Below are 17,654 nucleotides of genomic sequence, written 5' to 3'. Positions count from 1 at the left end.
TCTCGCTTTCTGCTAATCTAATCATCACTCCGGAGAGGTGTCCGAGTGGTTTAAGGAGCACGCTTGGAAAGCGTGTGTGGGGGTAACTCCACCGTGGGTTCGAATCCCACTCTCTCCGCTCAGGCGGCCCCTGCCGCCGGCCGAGCAGGCTTTGGGGGGCTGTGCAATTGGAGCTCGAAAACCCCGCCAGGTCCGGAAGGAAGCAACGGTATCGGGTAAACCAATGTGACACAGTATCCCCCTGGCCTGCTGGGTTAGCTATTTCACCATTGCATCATTCGAAGTTTTTTCATTTCACTCGGATTTCTCTTTAATGAACTACCAGGTCATCGCCAGAAAATTCCGGCCGCAGGTTTTTGAAGATGTCGTCGGCCAGAAGCCGATCGTGCAGACGCTGCAGAATGCGATCCAGATGGAGCGCATCGGCCATGCCTACCTGTTCTCCGGCCCGCGCGGCGTGGGTAAAACGACAACGGCGCGGATCCTTGCGAAGGGCCTGAATTGCGAAAAGGGCCCGACCATCACCCCGGACAACACCTGTCCCTCATGCCAGGAGATCGCGTCCGGCAAATCGATCGACGTTTTCGAGATCGATGCGGCATCCAATACCGGTGTCGACAATATCCGCGAGTTGAGAGAAAGCGCCAAGTACGCCGCTGCCCGGAGCCGGTACAAAATCTTCATCATTGATGAAGTGCACATGCTCTCGACGTCGGCTTTCAACGCCTTGTTGAAGATTCTCGAGGAACCTCCTCCGCACGTCGTGTTCATCATGGCGACAACCGAGCGGCACAAGCTTCCCGCCACGATCCTCTCCCGCTGCCAGCAGTTCATTTTCAGAACCATTCCACCTGCGGAAATTCACGCGCACCTGCGCCGGATCGGCGAACGCGAAGGCGTGAAGATCGATGACCGGGCTCTGGGTTATATCGTAAAGGCATCGGAAGGCAGCATGCGGGATGCGCAATCGCTGCTGGACCAGATCATTTCCTTCAGCGGTCAGGATGTCGTCGATGAAGACGTCCGCGACGTTCTGGGATTCATCCCGAGCGACATTCTCGATCGAAGCATCGACAGCCTGGCCAGCCGCGACTCCAGAGGTCTGCTCGAAAATGTCGGAATCGTGGTCGATCAGGGCCTGAATCTCCAGCAGTTCGTGCGCGAGTTTATCGGCCGCATCCGCGACCTGCTCGTCACCAAACTCGGCCTGGAAGACAAGGTGATCGGAAGCGCCGACGAGAAACGCTCTCTGGCGGAGCGCTCGGCGGCTTTTACGGAACAGGATCTGATCCGCTTCTTCGACATGCTGCTGCGGATCGAAAGCGACCTGCGCTGGACGGCTCAGCCCAGATTCCATCTGGAAGTCGGCTTTGTGAAGCTGGCAAAGGTCGGTTACGTTCGCGATATCGAGGAGGTCCTGCGGGACGTCAAAGCCGGGGGATCGGGTAACCCGCTTCCAAGGCCGGCACCAGCAAAGGCTCCAGCTCCGGTGCGGACGCCGGCCCCACCCCGAACGCCGCCGACCAGAACGGTTTCACCGACACCGGTTTCACCAACACCGCCGCCGGCTTCACCCGCACCCCCGCCGCGGAAAACAGAGCAAGCAGCGGCGCCTCCGGCTTCCGGCACGCCCGAATCATCTACATTCGCCGATGTCTTCACCCGCCGCGTCGAAGACCGGTTGGCGACAACGGCCGTTTATCTCCAGAAGTCGGAGCGCATCGAGCGTGACGGCGATACGGTTCGAGTCATTATCGGCAACAGCACCGTGCTCGCGATGCTGCAATCGAAAGAACACCAGAACGTGCTGGATGCCGCCGCCGGCGATCTGATTGGTAAACCCGTTTCCGTGTCTCTTATAATGAAGGAGACGCAGCAGAAAGATGGCGCGGCTGCGGAGACCGCCAAAGACGAGCCTCTGGTGCAACGATTTCTGCAGGTTTTCCGTGGGGATCTGGCCCAGGTCAAACCCGCGAAAGAGGAATAGCTATGAACAACATGAATATCCAGCAGATGATGAAACAAGCCCAGCAGATGCAGGAGAAGCTGCAGAAGCAGATGGAGTCGACGGTGGTCGACGCGACGGCGGGCGGCGGTATGGTTTCGGTCAAGATGAACGGCCAGAAACAGCTGATCTCGATTCAGATCGACCCCGAGGTCTTCGCCGGCGGCGATAAGGACATGCTGCAGGATCTGATCGTCGCGGCGGTCAATGAAGGCATCCGCAAGGTCGACGAGACCATGCAGAGCCAGCTTGGCGGCCTTGCCGGCGGCCTCAAAATTCCCGGCCTGCTCTAGATGGACGTCGCAGAACCCGTCAGCCGGCTCGTCGAACAATTCAAGAAACTTCCCGGCATCGGCACGAAATCCGCGCAGCGCCTCGCGTTCTTCGTCTTGAAAATGGATCAGACGGATGCCACGGCGCTTGCGGAAACGATCCTCGAAGTGAAGCGGTCCATCCGCCGCTGCTCGACCTGCAACAACCTGACGGACGTCGACCCGTGCCAGTTCTGCACGCACCCTTCGCGCTCCGATAGCGTGCTCTGCGTGGTCGAGGAATCGAACAATATTCTTCCTGTCGAAAAGACGCACGAATTCAAAGGACGCTATCACGTCCTGATGGGCTCCATTTCACCGCTCAAAGGCATAAGTCCGGATCAACTCGCCATCGCTTCGCTTCTGAAAAGGCTCCAGGCCGGCACGGTTGAAGAGGTCATCGTCGCAACCAATCCCAACGTCGAAGGCGAAACCACGGCAATGTATCTTTCCCGCCTGATCAAACCGCTCGGAATCCGCGTCACGCGGCTTGGATTGGGTCTGCCCGTCGGCGGCGATCTGGAATATGCCGACGAGGTAACCATGGCGAAGGCGTTGGAAGGCCGGCGCGAACTGTAGGGAACCGGAACACAAGGAGCACAAGAGACACAAGATCAGTCAGGCAGGAGTCATCTTGCGCTGCTTGTGTTGCGTTTGTGCTTCTTGTGTTTCTGCCCCTAAATCGTGATGCATCGTCTCGGTCGCCACCAGCACCGCCACAATTGTGATCACAGCCATTCCGATCAAATAGAGCGACAGCGCGCCGCGGCCAAATCCATGCTGCAGCAGGGATGTCGCGATCAGCGGCGAAAGGCCGCCGGCGAGCACCGATGAAAGCTGCGCGCCCAGCGAGGCTCCACTGTATCGGACATGAGTCCCGAAAAGTTCGGAGAAGAAAGCGCCTTGCGGGGCATACATTGCGGCATGGCTCAGAGACAACGCCAGTAGAAGCGACAAGCGAACCATCCATGGTGACGCCGTATCGATCATTCGAAATGTCGGATACGCGAGCAGCGCCGTCATGATGCCGCCCCACAGATAAACCGGCCTGCGGCCGATACGGTCGGTCAGCGCGCCGTACATCGGAATCGCAGCGAGTTCCACGGCAGCGGCCAGAATCAGGGCGCCCAGCACGATGCTCGCATCCATGTGCACGTGCTGGGTGGCGTAGACCAGCACGAATACCGTATACAGATAGAACGCGCCATTTTCCGCAAGCCTTGCGCCCATCGCCAGGAGCACTTCTTTCGGATAACGCTTCAATACTTCGAGAATCGGCTGGCGGGACTCCTGCTTCGTTTCTTTCATCCGGGTAAACGCCGGCGTCTCCAGAATCCGGATGCGGATAACAAGGCCTACGGCCACCAGCACGATGCTCAGGATGAACGGCACACGCCATCCCCAGGCCAGAAACGCGTCCTGCGGCATTCGCGAGAGCGGCCGGTAGACGAAATTGGCGATCAAGAGGCCCGCGGGCACGCCGATCTGCGGCCAGCTGCCATAAAATCCCCGCTTCCCTGGCGGTGCATGTTCGACGGCCATCAGGACCGCCCCTCCCCATTCTCCGCCGACGCCGAATCCTTGAGCGAACCTCAGAAAAACCAGAAGCGCCGGCGCCAGCGGCCCGATCACCGCATAGGTCGGCAGCAATCCGATCAGGAACGTCGCGAGACCCATCAAGACCAGCGTCAGGACGAGCATCGATTTCCGGCCGATGCGGTCGCCGTAATGCCCGATGACGACGCCGCCGACCGGCCGCGCGACAAAACCCACGGAGTATGTCGCCAATGCTGCGAGTGTGCCGCTTATGGGATCAAATGTCGGGAAGAACAGCTTGTTGAGTACGAGCGCCGCCGCCGTACCATACAAAAAGAAGTCGTACCATTCGATTGTGGTGCCGATCAGACTCGCAAACGCGATGAGACGGATGGAAGGTGGATTGTTGCTGCTGCTCATTTAACTCGGGAGGATAACGCTTTTGCGCGGCCGTTCCCCAGAAAAGTGATAATTAGACATCTGGCGCATGCGGCAATTTCTCGAAACTGATCCTCCCAGGCAAATTCTGGCCATCCGCTTCATGCGTCTTGGCGACGTCGTCCTGTTGCTTCCTGCGCTCGGACGTTTGAAAGCCGCCTATCCCGCCGCGCGGCTCACGCTCCTGACCGACGAGCGCTGCGCTCCGCTCGCCGGGATGTGTCCCTACGTTGATGAAGTGATTACGGTGGACCGGCTGACCATGCGGGACGGCCCGATCCTTGGCACATTGAGCGCCATGGCCAGGCTGGTTGCGGATATCCGCCGGCGCCGCTTTGATCTGGTGATCGACTTTCTCAGCTTTCGCGAGACGAACCTTCTGGCAAGGCTGTCGGGGGCCCGGTACCGGCTCGGCATGAAGCGCTACCGGAAAGCGTACCTGTCGTGGTGTTTTAACCTGCCGCCTGTTCTCGAGGACAAGCAACTTCATGTGGCCGAAATGTTTCGGCTCGTGGCGGCGGCGGCGGCGCAAGACAGAAAAGCGGAAGCGGTGCTATGCGATGCGCCCCTGGTCATACCGGAAGCGGAGCGCGCATGGGCTGCGGAAGCTGTTCCCGGCGGCAAGATCGTCACGCTCTACGTCGGCGCTCCGGTTGCGGTCCGCAGATGGCCGGCAGCACATTTCGCACGTGTCGCGGATTTCGTAATCGAGAAGTTCGGAGCATCGGTCGCTGTGCTGGCGGGATTGCCGGAATCGGAAAGCGCGCGACAAGTGGCGCGCCTGTGCGCAGCGCAGGACCGTATATCCGTCTTCACGGACGTGTCGATCCCGCAACTCGCGGCGCTGATCGCGCGCTCCCATGTCCTCGTCAGTAACGATACCGGCCCGATGCACATCGGACCGGCCGTGGGCGTCCCGACGCTGGGACTCTTCAGTGTCGGCTATCCCGAACACTTTCGCCCGACCGGAGAGCGCTCCCGCTTCTTGCGCGCCAATCCGATCGAAAATATTTCTCCGGCCTCCGTCATGCGGGAGATTGAGGAGATGTGGAGCGCGTGAGCGCTGGGTTTCATAGCATGTGATTTCTTGTTACGCATTGTAGTGTTACATCTTGTATCGCATGCGCGACAGGCTGTGAGGCCTGAACGATACCGTGGGCCGAAGCGGGAGCGGAGGGTTATTGCAGGCTGCCGCTGCCAATTCAGAAGTCCGAAGTTTATGCGACCAGTGAATCGGCGACATCGCGACAATTGTCGGACGTTCTCCTTCCTTTTCAGCGGCTTCAAAGCGAGTTTTCCGGCAGCACACTTGCCTTTTGGGTTCTGTGGAAGTTGTATGGACCGACCACGCAAGGCGCAGACTCATAGAGTGGTCCAAAAAGCGTGGGGTCACTCAGGGGCAAGTCGAAGCCCTCATCCGCCGTCCAGAACAAATCGTGACCGGGCATGCCCGACTTATGGGTAGCGCAAAGCAGGTTCGAAAGCGGCCTGCTGCGCGGGCCGTTCTTTGAAGTTGAAGGCGCACGAACGATTGTGACAGTCTATCGGACAAGCCGAATTCACCGTTACTGGGAGGCGTGATGCGAGTTGAATACGACGAGGAGGCCGATGTTCTGACTATAATTGTTCGGTCAGGGCCGCCGGTCGACGCGATCGAAGAACCGGGAGGGCTCGTCATTTCCTATGGCGATGATCGGGAACCGGTCAGCGTCGAGTTCCTGCGAGCGTCGGCGCGCGGCTTTTGGAAACCTGGACAGAAAAGCATCCCGTTGGAGCCTGCGCCATCCCGCCGTTGAGTTATCGAGTTCATCGTAAAATGCTTTGATGTCTACTGACGCGATCCTCTCGACCGTAAAGCGTTACTGGGGTTTTTCGGAACTCCGTCCTCTTCAGGACGAGGCGATCCGCGCGGGCCTGGAGCACCAGGATTCACTGGTAGTGATGCCGACCGGGGGAGGCAAATCCCTCTGTTACCAGGTTCCGCCGGAGCTGGCGGGCCGGACGGATATTGTCGTCTCTCCGCTGATTTCCCTGATGAAGGACCAGGTCGACGGTCTTCGGGAATGCGGTTATCCCGCGGCGGCGCTTTACAGCGGCATGCCGTATAGCGCTGTGCGCTCGATCGAAGAGCAGATCGCCGACGGACACTACCGCCTGGTCTTTGTCGCGCCCGAGCGGCTGCTCACTGCACGGTTCCTGCAGCTCATCGAGAATGCCGGAGTGAGGGCATTTGCCATCGATGAAGCGCATTGCATCAGCCACTGGGGGCACGATTTCCGTCCGGAATACCGCCAGCTCTCCGAGCTCAAGAGCCGGTTTCCCCGGGCCAGCATTCACGCTTACACGGCGACGGCGACCGAACGGGTGCGCCAGGACATCGTCAAGCAGCTTCAGTTGCGCGACCCTGCAGTGCTCGTCGGAACGTTCGACAGGCCCAATCTCGTCTATCGCATCATCCAGCGCACGGACGACGAGGTCCAGTTGCGCGAGATCCTCAGCCGGCATTCGGGCGAAGCCGCCATCGTCTACTGCATCAGCCGCAAGGACACCGAAAGAATCGCCGGAAGTCTGGTCGAGAAAGGCGTACGCGCCGTCTTCTATCATGCCGGAATGGATGCAGGCGACCGCCGTCAGGCTCAGGACAAGTTCGCGTCCGAAGACGTCGACGTTGTGGTAGCGACGGTCGCCTTCGGCATGGGCATCGATCGGAGCGATGTTCGCGTGGTCGTCCATGCCGCCATGCCGAAATCGATCGAGCATTACCAACAGGAAACCGGGAGGGCCGGACGCGACGGGCTCGAAGCCGAGTGCGTCCTTCTGTATTCCGCAGCGGACGCGATGCGCTGGGAATCATTGATCGAAAAGGCGGCCGCGAATGCCGAGGCTCCGGAGGACATCATCGAATCTTCCCGGACTTTACTCGATCATATGCGCCGGCTCTGTTCAGGCGTTCAATGCCGGCATCGCCAGCTCTCGGCGTATTTCGGCCAGTCTCTGCCGGACCGCCCGTGCGGCGCCTGCGATGTCTGCCTGAACGAGGTCGAAGGACTTCGCGAAGGCACGGTAACGGCACAGAAGATCCTGTCTTGTGTCGCGCGCACGGGCGAGCGTTTCGGCGCCGAACACATCATCGACGTGCTGCTGGGCGCGGATACCGACCGTATCCGCCGATGGGGTCATCAGCAGGTCAAGACATATGGCCTCATGCAGGGCACCGAGCGGAAGGCTCTGACCAATATTGTTTACCAGCTCGTCGACGGCGGCCTGCTCGAACGAACCCCGGGAGACCGCCCGGTCCTCAAGCTCAACGAAGCGGCCTGGGCTGTCATGCGCGGACAGCGTCCCGTGCAGCTTCTGGAGCCGAAGACGAAAGTTCGAAAGACACGCTTCGACGAGGAGTCCTGGGAAGGCGTCGATCGCGGCCTGTTCGAAACCCTTCGCAAACTCCGCCGCGATATCGCCGACGACCGGGGCGTCCCGCCGTTCGTGCTGTTCAGCGATGCCACCCTTCGAGACCTCGCGCGGCTGCGGCCCGGCTCGGCCAGCGCGCTGCTCCACGTTCGCGGTATCGGCGAGAAGAAAGCCGCGGACCTCGGCGAAAGATTCCTCGGCGCGCTCGGCGAATACTGCAAAAGTCACGGCCTGACGTTAAATAACGACGTTCCCGCGAAGGACGATCGCAAGCGGACAGCTCCCTCCGAACCTCGCAAACCGAATGACGCTAAAGCGATTGCTTTTGAAATGTTCGCCCGCGGTGAAAGCCTCCAGGAAGTGGCTGCCCGCACCGAACGCGCGTCAAGCACCGCCTGCGGCTATCTGGTCGAGTTCATCAAGGCCCGGAAAGTGGAGCGCGTCGATGCCTGGGTCGACGGTGAGACCTATATAAAGGTCGCCGAAGCGGCAAATGGGCTGGGAACGGTCTACCTGAAACCAATCTACGACAGGCTTCAGGAGAAAGTGCCTTACGACCAGATCCGGATCGTCGTCGCTCATCTGGAGAGCCTCGCTGCCGCTGCGCCGCCGGCATGACACTCGAAGTGCCGGATGTAGAGAAACGGCTTTCCGTATGCGAAGCACGTCTCCACGCACTGCCGCAAACCGATGATTTCCATGCGGCGATCACCAGAATGTCTGTCCCTGCTTACCACTGCATATCGTTTCACGATATCTGCCATTGAATGTTCTGCAGCATATGGGATACACTGCCCAGCAATGAACGAACGTCACGCAAAACTGGCGCTGCTGATCCTTCTTCTCGCCTTGTGTGCATTCGTCCTCGACGTTCTTTCCCCGGTGACACCGACGCCCATCGCATACCTGTTTATAGAGTGGATTATCTTTGCGCTTTTGTCGGCCACCGCGCTGATTCTCGTCTTTTCACTCTTCTTCTGCCGGCCGCTGCAGGCTGCATCTCAATGGTATCGTGACGCTCCAACCAAGCGTAAACCACGCCTGCTGCTATCGATGATTTGCGTTTTGCTCTGCTAGCCGCAATTTCGAACCATTAAACGGAACGGAATTCTGGAAGGGAGAGTCGCGCAAATGACGCTATATCCGCCGATGTCAAGTCAGACCGGCCTTCAGGAAATCATCAATAAACGATTTGCCGATCACCGGCTCGTGATCGTGTCTAACCGGCAACCGTACGCGCATCATTTGCGGGAAGGCCGGATCGTAACGAAACGTGCCGTGAGCGGTTTGGTGACCGGCCTGGAGCCCGTGGCGAAAGTGTGTCACGCCCTATGGGTGGCTCATGGCGACGGCAGCGCCGATCGCAGCATGTCGAATGATCGCGGCATCGTCGAGGTGCCATCCGAGCGTCCCGAATACCTTTTGAAGCGGGTGTGGCTTTCAAAGGAAGAAGTCGCCGGCTACTATTACGGATTTTCCAATGAAGCTCTGTGGCCGCTCTGCCACATCTCGTTTGTGCGGCCCATATTCCGGGCTGAAGACATGGACACCTATCGTCTCGTGAACCGGAAGTTTGCGGACGCCGTTCTTGAGGAGATCCGGAATGACAAAGCCTTTATATGGATTCAGGACTATCACTTCAGCCTGTTACCGCAATATCTGAAGGAGGCCCGGCCGGACCTTGTCGTCGGACAATTCTGGCACATTCCATGGCCGAATCCCGAAGCATTCCGCATATGCAGCTGGCGGGAAGAGATACTCGACGGACTTCTGGCGAACGACCTTCTGGGATTCCAACTGCGCTACCATGCTGATAATTTTCTGGCGACCTGCGCCAGAGAGATTGATTCGCACACCGACCAGGACCGGACCAGCGTCACCCGTAAGGGCCACCGGACACGAGTGCGTCCATTTCCGATTGGTGTCGACTTCGACGGTATGTCTGCGGATGTCCAGCAGCCGGCCGTCGCGGCCATTGCCCATAAATTGGTGAATGAGCTTGGTTTGGAAGGCATGACTGTCATCGCTGGCGTCGACCGGATCGATTACACCAAAGGTATCCCCGAGCGGCTGCTCGCCATCTCGCGGCTGCTCGAGAAATATCCCGACTACAAAGGGCGATTTGTGTTCGTTCAAGTGGGTTCTCCGTCGCGGATACACATCACGAAATATAAGGAAATGAATGACGAGATCGGGCATCTCGTCGAGCAGATCAACTGGAAGCATTCCGTCAATGGCTGGGAACCTATCGTCTTCGTCGGCAGGGCATTCGATTACCACGAAGTGCTGGCGCTGTACAAATTAGCGGATGTGCTCATCGTCTCGTCGCTGCATGATGGAATGAACCTCGTCGCGAAGGAATACGTGGCGGCTCGCGGCGACTTAGGGGGAGTGCTGCTCCTGAGTCAGTTTACCGGAGCGGCAAGGGAACTCCATGATGCGGTGTTGATCAATCCGTTCGATCGCGAAAGTTTCGCAAACGCCATTCATCGGGCTCTTTCGATGCGCCCCGCCGAGAAAGCCGCCAGACTCAATACAATGCGAGAGTACCTCGCCGAAACCAACATATTCAATTGGGCCAGCTCATTCGTGACCGAATTGACAAAACTTCAAGGAGGAGCAGCGAGTGAAGCATTCCAAGCCCAAGTATCTGTTTAATAATCTTGATGAAGTCCGCAGCCAGCTGGCGCACAGGGAAAGGATCGGAATATTCCTGGATCTCGATGGAACGCTGGCCCATATCACCAGGACGCCTAAGATGACGCGGCTCAAACCGCAGGCGCGGCGTGCCATTGCAGCCCTGACGCGGGAATCGCGATACCTGGTTTCCGTTGTCAGCGGCAGGAGCCTCAACGATCTGAGAAGTATCGTGAAGGATGTGAACCTCGTCTACGCCGGCAATCACGGACTGGAGATCTCGGGGCTGGGCCTGGAGTTCGTACATGAAGGTGCCAAAGACTGTATTCACCTCGTTCAAGATGTGTGCGTGCGATTACAATCGCGTCTGCGGCCCATTCCGGGGGTGCTGGTCGAATTCAAGGGATTGACCGCCAGCGTCCATTTTCGATTGGCACCCGTTGCTTTGGTCGATCGCGTGCGCGCCGCTGTGAGCGAAGAAATCGCTGCCGCAGGCGATACGCTTCATATGACCGAGGGCAAGCGGGTTTTGGAATTGAGGCCGGCGCAAGCGTGGAACAAGGGGCATGCAGTCCGTTGGATTATCGAGCAACTGGGTTGCGATGCGTCAGCCGCCCTCTACGTGGGCGACGACACAACGGATGAAGACGCTTTTAAGGTGTTGCCGCACAGCGTAACGATCAAAGTAGGAATGGATGACCCCTCGTCCAAGGCTCGGTACTATGTCAAAAGTCCGGATGGCGTCCTGACATTCCTACAGCACCTGCCAGGGATGATCACGAGAGATCTTCCTGCCCTGGCGGAGCGTGCCGCGTACGGTCTGCGTTAGGCCGACGCGTGAGCGAGCGAATTCTCTTGCACCCGTGCCACCGTGTACGGCGCCCGCACCCATTTCGTCGCCATCCCCACAGCCGAAGCCATCAACACCAGAGTGACGAAAATCCTGATTGAGAACTGCGGCTCTATACGTTAAACCGTCACAAGCGGGGCTTTACTACTTTTCCAGGATACCGAGGCCAATCGTTCCGCGTTGTGGAAATTCCGGATTCCGAATCCCAAATTTCGAATCTGGCGTCATTTACGGCCTGATCTCCTGGAGCAGTACTGGTAAACTCTTCATTGGATCCCCCTTTATTGTGAGGTGTTTTGATGCGACGGCTTCTGCCGATGATCGTTTTGTTCTTTGCCCTGCTGTCCGGATGTAGTTCGGAAAAACCCGCACCGCCACAGGCGGCGCCGAAGGCCGCTTTCGGAAACTTCGGAATCGATACCGCGGTAATGGATTCTTCGGTGAAGCCGGGTGACGACTTCTTCAAATACGTTAACGGGAAGTGGCTTTCGACCTTCAAGATCCCGGCGGACAAAGCCAGCTACGGCGTGTTCGACGCGCTGGCTGATAAATCGGAGAGCGACGTCCATGCGCTGCTCGATGAACTGGCAAAGACGCAGCCGGCGCCGGGTTCGGTTCAGAAGAAGGTCGTGGACTTCTACAACTCCTGGATGGATCAGCCGGCAATCGAAAAGCGGGGCGTCGAGCCGCTGAAGGCGGATTTCGATGCCATCGGCAACGCGAAAACCAAGGCCGACATCGTCAAGCTCATGGGGAACCCCGATTACTCCGGCCCGGCCGGCCTGTACATCTTTCCGGATCCCGCCGATCCCACCAAATACACGGTCGGCGTCACGCAGTCGGGTCTGGGAATGCCGGACCGGGATTACTACCTCAACAAGGGCGATCACTTCGATACCTACCGCAGCGCATATAAAAACTACGTCACCAAAGTTTTCGAGCTCGTCGGCGATGCGAAGCCGTCCGCGGCGGCGGATGCCGTGATCGCCCTGGAAACCAAATTGGCGACCGTCCAGTGGCAGCCCGAACGCCAGCGCGATGTGAAGGCAACGAACAATCCAGTGGATCGCGCAGGGCTCAAAAAGATGATCCCGGCGATCGACTGGGATCCCATGCTGGATGTCGCGGGCCTCGGCCGCGTTCAGCACTTCGTCGTCAACGAAACGACGGCCTTACGCGACGGCGCGAAGCTGCTCGACACCGAGCCTGTCGAGACATGGAAGAAGTACCTGGCCTTCCACATCGCCAGCGACTACGCGTCGTACCTTCCAAAGGCTTTGGATGAAGCCAGCTTCAACTTCTATTCGAAGGCACTGGAAGGCATCGAAGCGCAGCGCGACCGCTGGAAACGCGGCGTGAATCTGGTCAACGGTCAGATCGGCGAGGCTGTCGGCGAACTCTATGTCGCAAAGTATTTTCCGCCGGAGAACAAGGCCAAAATGGACCAGCTGGTGGCGAATCTGCGAACCGCACTGGGCGAGCGGCTGAAGACGCTACCGTGGATGGACGAAAAAACGCGCGCCGAAGCCGAGAAAAAACTGGCCACCTTCGATCCGCGCATCGGTTATCCCGTAAAGTGGCGCGACTACTCCGCGCTGACAATCGAACCGGGCAAAATCTTCGAAGACGTCCGCAATGCGCGCAAGTTCGAGTGGAACCGGCAGGTAGCGCGGTTGAATCAGCCGGTGGACAGAGCGGAATGGGGCATGAACCCGCAAACCGTAAACGCATACTACGATCCGTTGATGAATCAGATCACGTTTCCCGCCGCGATTCTGCAACCGCCTTTCTTCGACCCGAATGCCGATCCGGCCGTGAACTATGGCTCGATCGGAGCGGTTATCGGTCACGAAATGGGCCATGGTTTCGACGATCAGGGACGCGAATACGACGAGACCGGAAAGATCCGGAATTGGTGGACGCCCGAAACGAACAAGAAGTTCCTGGCCCAGACGGAGCGCTTCGCCGCACAGTACAGCGCCTTCTGCCCTCTGGAGGGCGTTTGCGTCAACGGCAAGCTCACGATGGGGGAAAACATCGGCGATCTCGGCGGCCTCGAAATGGCCGACACCGCTTATAAACTCTCACTGAACGGCAAAGACGCGCCTGTGATTGACGGTTTCACCGGCGATCAGCGTTTCTTCATGGCTCACGCTCAAGTGTGGCGCGGAATCGAACGCGACGACGCGCTTCGAAATCTGGTGCTCACCAATCCTCACTCCCCGGTCGCGGCTCGCGGTTCCATCCCGGAACGCAATATGGACAGCTGGTATGCCGCATTCAACGTGAAGAATGGCGACAAGCTCTTCATCAAACCGGAAGACCGCGTGCGGATCTGGTAGCGCAGGGAGCGGAGCACAAAAAGCGCAAACAAAACACAAGAAGCACAAGAAAATGGGTTTTGCGAACCCCGCTTCTTGTGTCCTTTTGTGTTCCGTTCCCGATCCCGTCGGGCACCTTATTGGCCGGCCCGCTGAATCAGTTCCCAGGCGAAGCCATTGACGTCGCGGACAAAAACGTTGCCCGCGCCGTTGGCGCGTTTGATGGCCTGACCGCCGGTCGAAAGCACACTACCTCCTGCCTTCTTCCATTGCTCGAGCGCGGCGTCGATATTACCGACGACCATCGTGAACGCGGGAGAGCCCGGATCTTCGGCGCCGAGCCCAAACTTCGCTCGCGGTACACCTGCATATTCGATGAGACCGAAGTCGAGCGTTGTGCCGGGAATGGTGCCGTGCGTGATGCGCCATTGCGCACCCCGGAGGTTGATGAGATTTGCGACGACCGGATTCGTGCCCAGTTGGCCGGTAGGCCTGGCGTTGAAGCCGATCGCGGCGCGCAAAAACGATACGGTCTTCGCCGAATCCTCAATCGACAGACTCACCGAGCCTCCCAGAATGCCGCCTGTCGTTCCCTGGGCGCCCGCAGGAATCGGATCCGGCTGCATCAGCTCAATGAAAAAGCCGTCGGGATCGCGAATGAGCAACTCCCGCATTCTGCTCGCAGCATTGCCGGATGGATTCACGGGGGAGCCACCTGCGGTGACAATCACGGTATGCGCGGACTTGAGCTTCTCCACCATCCTGTCCATGTCACGCACTTCCAACACCAGCGTCGCGGCGCCGATGTCCTGAAGTTGAGGCGTACTGCTCTTGCGCGCGACCCCACTGAACTCCGTCAATTCGAATCCGAAGGCTGCATTCGGAATCCGGAATGTGGCCCCGCGGAATTTTGCGCCTTTGGTTGCGGTGAACCGTGACATGTCGTCATCGATCGCCTGGGGTTGCTGGGCGAGCGGGTCGCGCGGACCATTCACGGGAAGCCCGATCACGTCGCGGTAGAACGGCACTGTTTTGTCGAGGCTATCGACGGCATGCGCCAGGTTCTGAAGTTGCACCACCGGCGTGGTTTGTGCAGACAGCCGAAGAGGCAGCAACAATGCTGCAAAGGAAAGCACAATGGTGAACTTGAGATTCATGCCGCGCAGTATAATGCCAGGATACACTTCCAAAGAAGTTTTAGCCGCAGATGACGCGGATGACGCAGATAGGGCGCATCATAAGTCCTTTTTTTCGCTCCATCTACGTCATCCGCGCCATCTGCGGCTAAAACTTCTTAGACGGGAATTGAGGCGTCTTCCCAACGAGATGCTTCTGCCGTAAAATCCGCTCCATGCGATCAGTATTGATTACAGGAGCGAATAAAGGGATCGGCCTCGCCACGTCGCTTTTGCTGGCGCGTTCCGGTTACATTGTCCATGCAACCATGCGCGACCTGAGCCGGTCGTGCGAATTGACGGACACTGCTGAAAAAGAAGGCTTAACTATCCGGAACTCTGCACTGGATGTGAACTCCGATGCTTCCGTCAGCGAAGCGGTCGGCGCGATCCAAGGCGAACATGGGCCGATCGACATCCTTATTAATAATGCCGGTATCGCGCGACGCGGCTCAATCGAGGAACTGCCCATATCCGAATTCCGGGCGCTCATAGAAACCAACTACTTTGGCGCCGTGCGTTGCATCCAGGCGGTCATGCCGGAAATGCGGCGGCGGAAAAGCGGCTGCATCATTAATGTGAGCTCGGTCGGCGGACGCATTGCTTCCCCGCCCCTAACGGCATATGCCGCCTCGAAATGGGCGCTTGAGGCCATGAGCGAGGGCCTGGCGCAGGAAGCGAAGGTGTTCAATATCCGGGTCGCCGTCGTCGAACCAGGCATTATCGATACGGGCATGTCTCGAGAAATCGCGAGCGAACCGGACGCCTCGGCTTATCCCCAGGGGCGCCGCATGGCCGGGCTTTTCTCTGCCGCCCTGGCGGAGCAACCAACCCCGACATCCGTTGTCGCCGAAAAGATTCTCGAAATCATCGAAAGCGGCTCCTGGAAATTTCGTCACACCGCCGGACCAGATGCTGAAGCATACATTCAACGCCGGTTCGCCATGTCCGACGAAGAGTGGATCGCGCGCGGCGCCGCCACGAATTAGGGGACAAAGCCCCAAAATATCTTCACTGGAGCTTTCTATGGGTAGAACCTGGTTCCTGTGGATTTGGATGATCTGGAGCGTGGCTCCTGCCTGGGGTCAGAATTTTCCGTGGCAGCCCAATGCGAAGTGCAAGCTGAATCCCGCGCATCCGCGAGGACTGCATCCCGATGCTTACGCCGCTTTGCGCAGCCTGGACCTGGTGCATCGGATCACTCAAGGCATCAATCATTCGGCGGATCGAGGTAACGTCCACGACACGGACGTGACCATTGCTGGAATCGCTTACACAGCGGCGGCCGATATCAGTGTGCGGTGCCTGACGGAAACTCAGATCAAGTCACTGCTGGCGGATCTCGCCGCCGTTGGCCTCGCGGGTTGGTATAGGAAGAACGGCCAGGATGGCTGGACGGGGCCTCCGCACATCCACGCGGTTTGGGCCGGATGCCGGCTGAAACCATTCCTTCTATATCAAATCGAAAGCTGGCTCGACGGCGGCAACGGTCTCGGCGCGAACGAACGCTACCGGTTCTGGCAACCTTCGAAAGAGATGAAGGACAAGGTGCGCACGCTGTACCGCCGTTTCAATTAAACTGCCCTTCATAACGCGGACGCGTATGATGGAAGCATGTCACCCATCGTGTATGTTTCAAACATCTGGCTCGAGCGACAGAAGGGCCCGCTGCGAATCGCGAAGCTGCCTGGCGAAGAGCAGCTTGTCAGGTTCAGCGTTCACGGCGCGATTGCAAAGCACTACGGCATCGACGAGAGCCAGATCACGGAGCCTCATGCGGCCACGATCGATTATGTCGTGGCCGCAGCCGCCGGCTGAATGCTCGGAACCTTCGGGGGCGCGCTGGAAGCGCGCAAAATCGATGCCGGAGGCGGGCTGCTGTCCGCGGACGTCAGAGGGGAAATCGAAACAGAGGACGGCGTGCTCGTCATCCGCCGTATTCATGCGTACTTCACTTTGCGGACCCCGGAAACCAATCGCGAAACGGTGGAACGCGTCCACGGCTTCTATATCGACAAATGCCCGGTGTACCGCAGCCTGCGGGCCGCGATACAGATCACGTCATCATGGCGGATCGATCCCGGCCACTGAAAGGGGAAGGAACCACAAGAAGCACAAAAGGCACAAGGGCGACAGGTCTTTCTTGTGCCTTTTGTGCTTCTTGTGTTCCTTCCCGCCCTTTCCCCGTCGAAGCGGTCACTCCGGAACGTTCACTGTCACGGTTGTGATGACGTCAACAGGATTACCGTTGAGCATCACCGGGCGATAGAACCGCCGTTTGACGGCTTCAATCGCCGCCTGTCTCAAAAGAGGATTTCCCGAAACAATACGGACGTTGCCGACGATTCCGCCGCTCGACACTTCCACTTCAAGGATAACGGCACCAACGATGCGCGCGGCCCTGGCCTCTACGGGATAAATCGGTGGAACACGGCCAACGAGTCTTTCATCCATGTCGGAACCGGCGACACGAATGCGAGGAGATGACGACGGAGCGGGCTCCGCAAACAACTGTGGCTGAAGTTCCTGCAAAACGGCGGGAGCGTCCGAAGTCTCCGGCAGAGGCGACGAATCCGGACTTGGCAGTAGCGCGAAATGGAGCTGAGCATGTTGCGACAAGGCCAACGACACCGAGTTGTAGACGCGCGGCCGGAACCCCGGAAGGGTTGCGCTCAATCTGTATTTGCCGGGCACGATGCTCCGAAACCGGTAGATACCGCCGGAGTTTGTCAGCGTGACGCGCCTAACCGCGGTTTCTAAATTCGTCGCTGTCACAGCCACAGCGGGCAAATCTGTGCTGAAAGCATCCGTTATTATTCCGGCGAGCTCGGCGTTCTGATCCTGTAGCGCAGCGAACGCCGACGATTCAATACCTGCCAGAACGAAGATGGAAAGTATCGCGAATGCGAGAGCGCGTTTCGGCATATCGAACTCCAATCTTTGTATAACGGTTATCGCCATAGTTATTCC

The 17,654-nt window shown here is 58.5% G+C and carries 17 protein-coding genes, 1 tRNA gene and 1 other RNA gene; 16 read left to right on the top strand and 3 right to left on the bottom strand.

The window, feature by feature from the left end:
- Window positions 1–31 precede the first annotated feature (31 nt).
- From VGK48_21165 to recR, 5 genes are all read left to right on the top strand, one after another.
- Window positions 32–118: transfer RNA gene (locus tag VGK48_21165), tRNA-Ser, on the top strand.
- Between the two features lie 32 nt (window positions 119–150).
- An RNA gene (ffs, locus tag VGK48_21160) (signal recognition particle sRNA small type) lies at window positions 151–248 on the top strand.
- A gap of 65 nt (window positions 249–313) precedes the next feature.
- Window positions 314–1,987, top strand: coding sequence for a DNA polymerase III subunit gamma/tau (dnaX, locus tag VGK48_21155; GenBank protein HEY2383692.1), 1,674 nt, complete (start codon window positions 314–316; stop codon window positions 1,985–1,987).
- A gap of 2 nt (window positions 1,988–1,989) precedes the next feature.
- Window positions 1,990–2,298 carry a YbaB/EbfC family nucleoid-associated protein gene (locus VGK48_21150; protein HEY2383691.1) on the top strand — a complete coding sequence of 103 codons (309 nt, stop codon included), beginning with the start codon at window positions 1,990–1,992 and terminating at the stop codon, window positions 2,296–2,298.
- On the top strand, window positions 2,299–2,895 hold the full coding sequence (gene recR / locus VGK48_21145; GenBank protein ID HEY2383690.1) for a recombination mediator RecR: 597 nt from the start codon (window positions 2,299–2,301) through the stop codon (window positions 2,893–2,895). It begins immediately after the preceding gene.
- A gap of 39 nt (window positions 2,896–2,934) precedes the next feature.
- Here recR and VGK48_21140 read toward each other — a convergent pair whose 3' ends face one another.
- The gene (locus tag VGK48_21140) at window positions 2,935–4,272 is read right to left on the bottom strand and encodes an MFS transporter (GenBank protein HEY2383689.1); all 1,338 of its coding nucleotides are present in this window, start codon (window positions 4,270–4,272) and stop codon (window positions 2,935–2,937) included.
- A gap of 67 nt (window positions 4,273–4,339) precedes the next feature.
- Between VGK48_21140 and VGK48_21135 the strand changes: the two genes are divergently transcribed.
- From VGK48_21135 to VGK48_21105, 7 genes are all read left to right on the top strand, one after another.
- On the top strand, window positions 4,340–5,350 hold the full coding sequence (locus tag VGK48_21135; protein HEY2383688.1) for a glycosyltransferase family 9 protein: 1,011 nt from the start codon (window positions 4,340–4,342) through the stop codon (window positions 5,348–5,350).
- Window positions 5,351–5,870: 520 nt separating this feature from the next.
- Window positions 5,871–6,086, top strand: a complete 216-nt coding sequence (locus VGK48_21130) for a DUF2283 domain-containing protein (protein HEY2383687.1) — start codon at window positions 5,871–5,873, stop codon at window positions 6,084–6,086.
- 28 nt (window positions 6,087–6,114) lie between these two features.
- On the top strand, window positions 6,115–8,319 hold the full coding sequence (gene recQ / locus VGK48_21125) for a DNA helicase RecQ (protein HEY2383686.1): 2,205 nt from the start codon (window positions 6,115–6,117) through the stop codon (window positions 8,317–8,319).
- Between the two features lie 183 nt (window positions 8,320–8,502).
- Window positions 8,503–8,778 (top strand): hypothetical protein, encoded by a 276-nt coding sequence (locus VGK48_21120; GenBank protein HEY2383685.1) that lies wholly within the window; start codon window positions 8,503–8,505, stop codon window positions 8,776–8,778.
- Between the two features lie 54 nt (window positions 8,779–8,832).
- Window positions 8,833–10,359, top strand: coding sequence for a trehalose-6-phosphate synthase (locus VGK48_21115; GenBank protein ID HEY2383684.1), 1,527 nt, complete (start codon window positions 8,833–8,835; stop codon window positions 10,357–10,359).
- The gene (gene otsB, locus VGK48_21110; GenBank protein ID HEY2383683.1) at window positions 10,328–11,167 is read left to right on the top strand and encodes a trehalose-phosphatase; all 840 of its coding nucleotides are present in this window, start codon (window positions 10,328–10,330) and stop codon (window positions 11,165–11,167) included. Before VGK48_21115 ends, otsB begins: the two co-directional genes overlap by 32 nt.
- 320 nt (window positions 11,168–11,487) lie before the next feature.
- The gene (locus tag VGK48_21105; protein ID HEY2383682.1) at window positions 11,488–13,530 is read left to right on the top strand and encodes a M13 family metallopeptidase; all 2,043 of its coding nucleotides are present in this window, start codon (window positions 11,488–11,490) and stop codon (window positions 13,528–13,530) included.
- Between the two features lie 116 nt (window positions 13,531–13,646).
- Here the strand turns inward: VGK48_21105 and VGK48_21100 are convergent, their stop codons facing one another.
- Entirely contained in the window at window positions 13,647–14,666 is a 1,020-nt protein-coding gene (locus tag VGK48_21100; GenBank protein ID HEY2383681.1) for a VOC family protein, read from the bottom strand.
- A gap of 194 nt (window positions 14,667–14,860) precedes the next feature.
- Here VGK48_21100 and VGK48_21095 point away from each other — a divergent pair, with 194 nt between their 5' ends.
- Genes VGK48_21095 through VGK48_21080 form a run of 4 tightly spaced genes read left to right on the top strand, consistent with a single transcriptional unit; the run spans window position 14,861 to window position 16,775 of the window.
- Window positions 14,861–15,673: an SDR family oxidoreductase gene (locus VGK48_21095; protein HEY2383680.1), complete on the top strand. Its 813-nt coding sequence runs from the start codon at window positions 14,861–14,863 to the stop codon at window positions 15,671–15,673.
- 37 nt (window positions 15,674–15,710) lie between these two features.
- Complete coding sequence (locus VGK48_21090) at window positions 15,711–16,262, top strand: hypothetical protein (GenBank protein HEY2383679.1); 552 nt, start codon at window positions 15,711–15,713, stop codon at window positions 16,260–16,262.
- A gap of 36 nt (window positions 16,263–16,298) precedes the next feature.
- Window positions 16,299–16,502 (top strand): hypothetical protein, encoded by a 204-nt coding sequence (locus tag VGK48_21085; protein HEY2383678.1) that lies wholly within the window; start codon window positions 16,299–16,301, stop codon window positions 16,500–16,502.
- Window positions 16,503–16,775 carry an OsmC family protein gene (locus tag VGK48_21080; GenBank protein ID HEY2383677.1) on the top strand — a complete coding sequence of 91 codons (273 nt, stop codon included), beginning with the start codon at window positions 16,503–16,505 and terminating at the stop codon, window positions 16,773–16,775.
- 105 nt (window positions 16,776–16,880) lie between these two features.
- On the opposite strand, the gene VGK48_21075 is transcribed toward VGK48_21080, so the two are convergent.
- Window positions 16,881–17,609 carry a TonB family protein gene (locus VGK48_21075; protein ID HEY2383676.1) on the bottom strand — a complete coding sequence of 243 codons (729 nt, stop codon included), beginning with the start codon at window positions 17,607–17,609 and terminating at the stop codon, window positions 16,881–16,883.
- Window positions 17,610–17,654: the final 45 nt, after the last annotated feature.

It is taken from the genome of Terriglobia bacterium (assembly GCA_036496425.1).
Lineage (GTDB): Bacteria > Acidobacteriota > Terriglobia > 20CM-2-55-15 > 20CM-2-55-15 > 20CM-2-55-15.
Note: the sequence above shows the minus strand (reverse complement) of the source record. Positions and strands in the feature narration are given on the sequence as shown.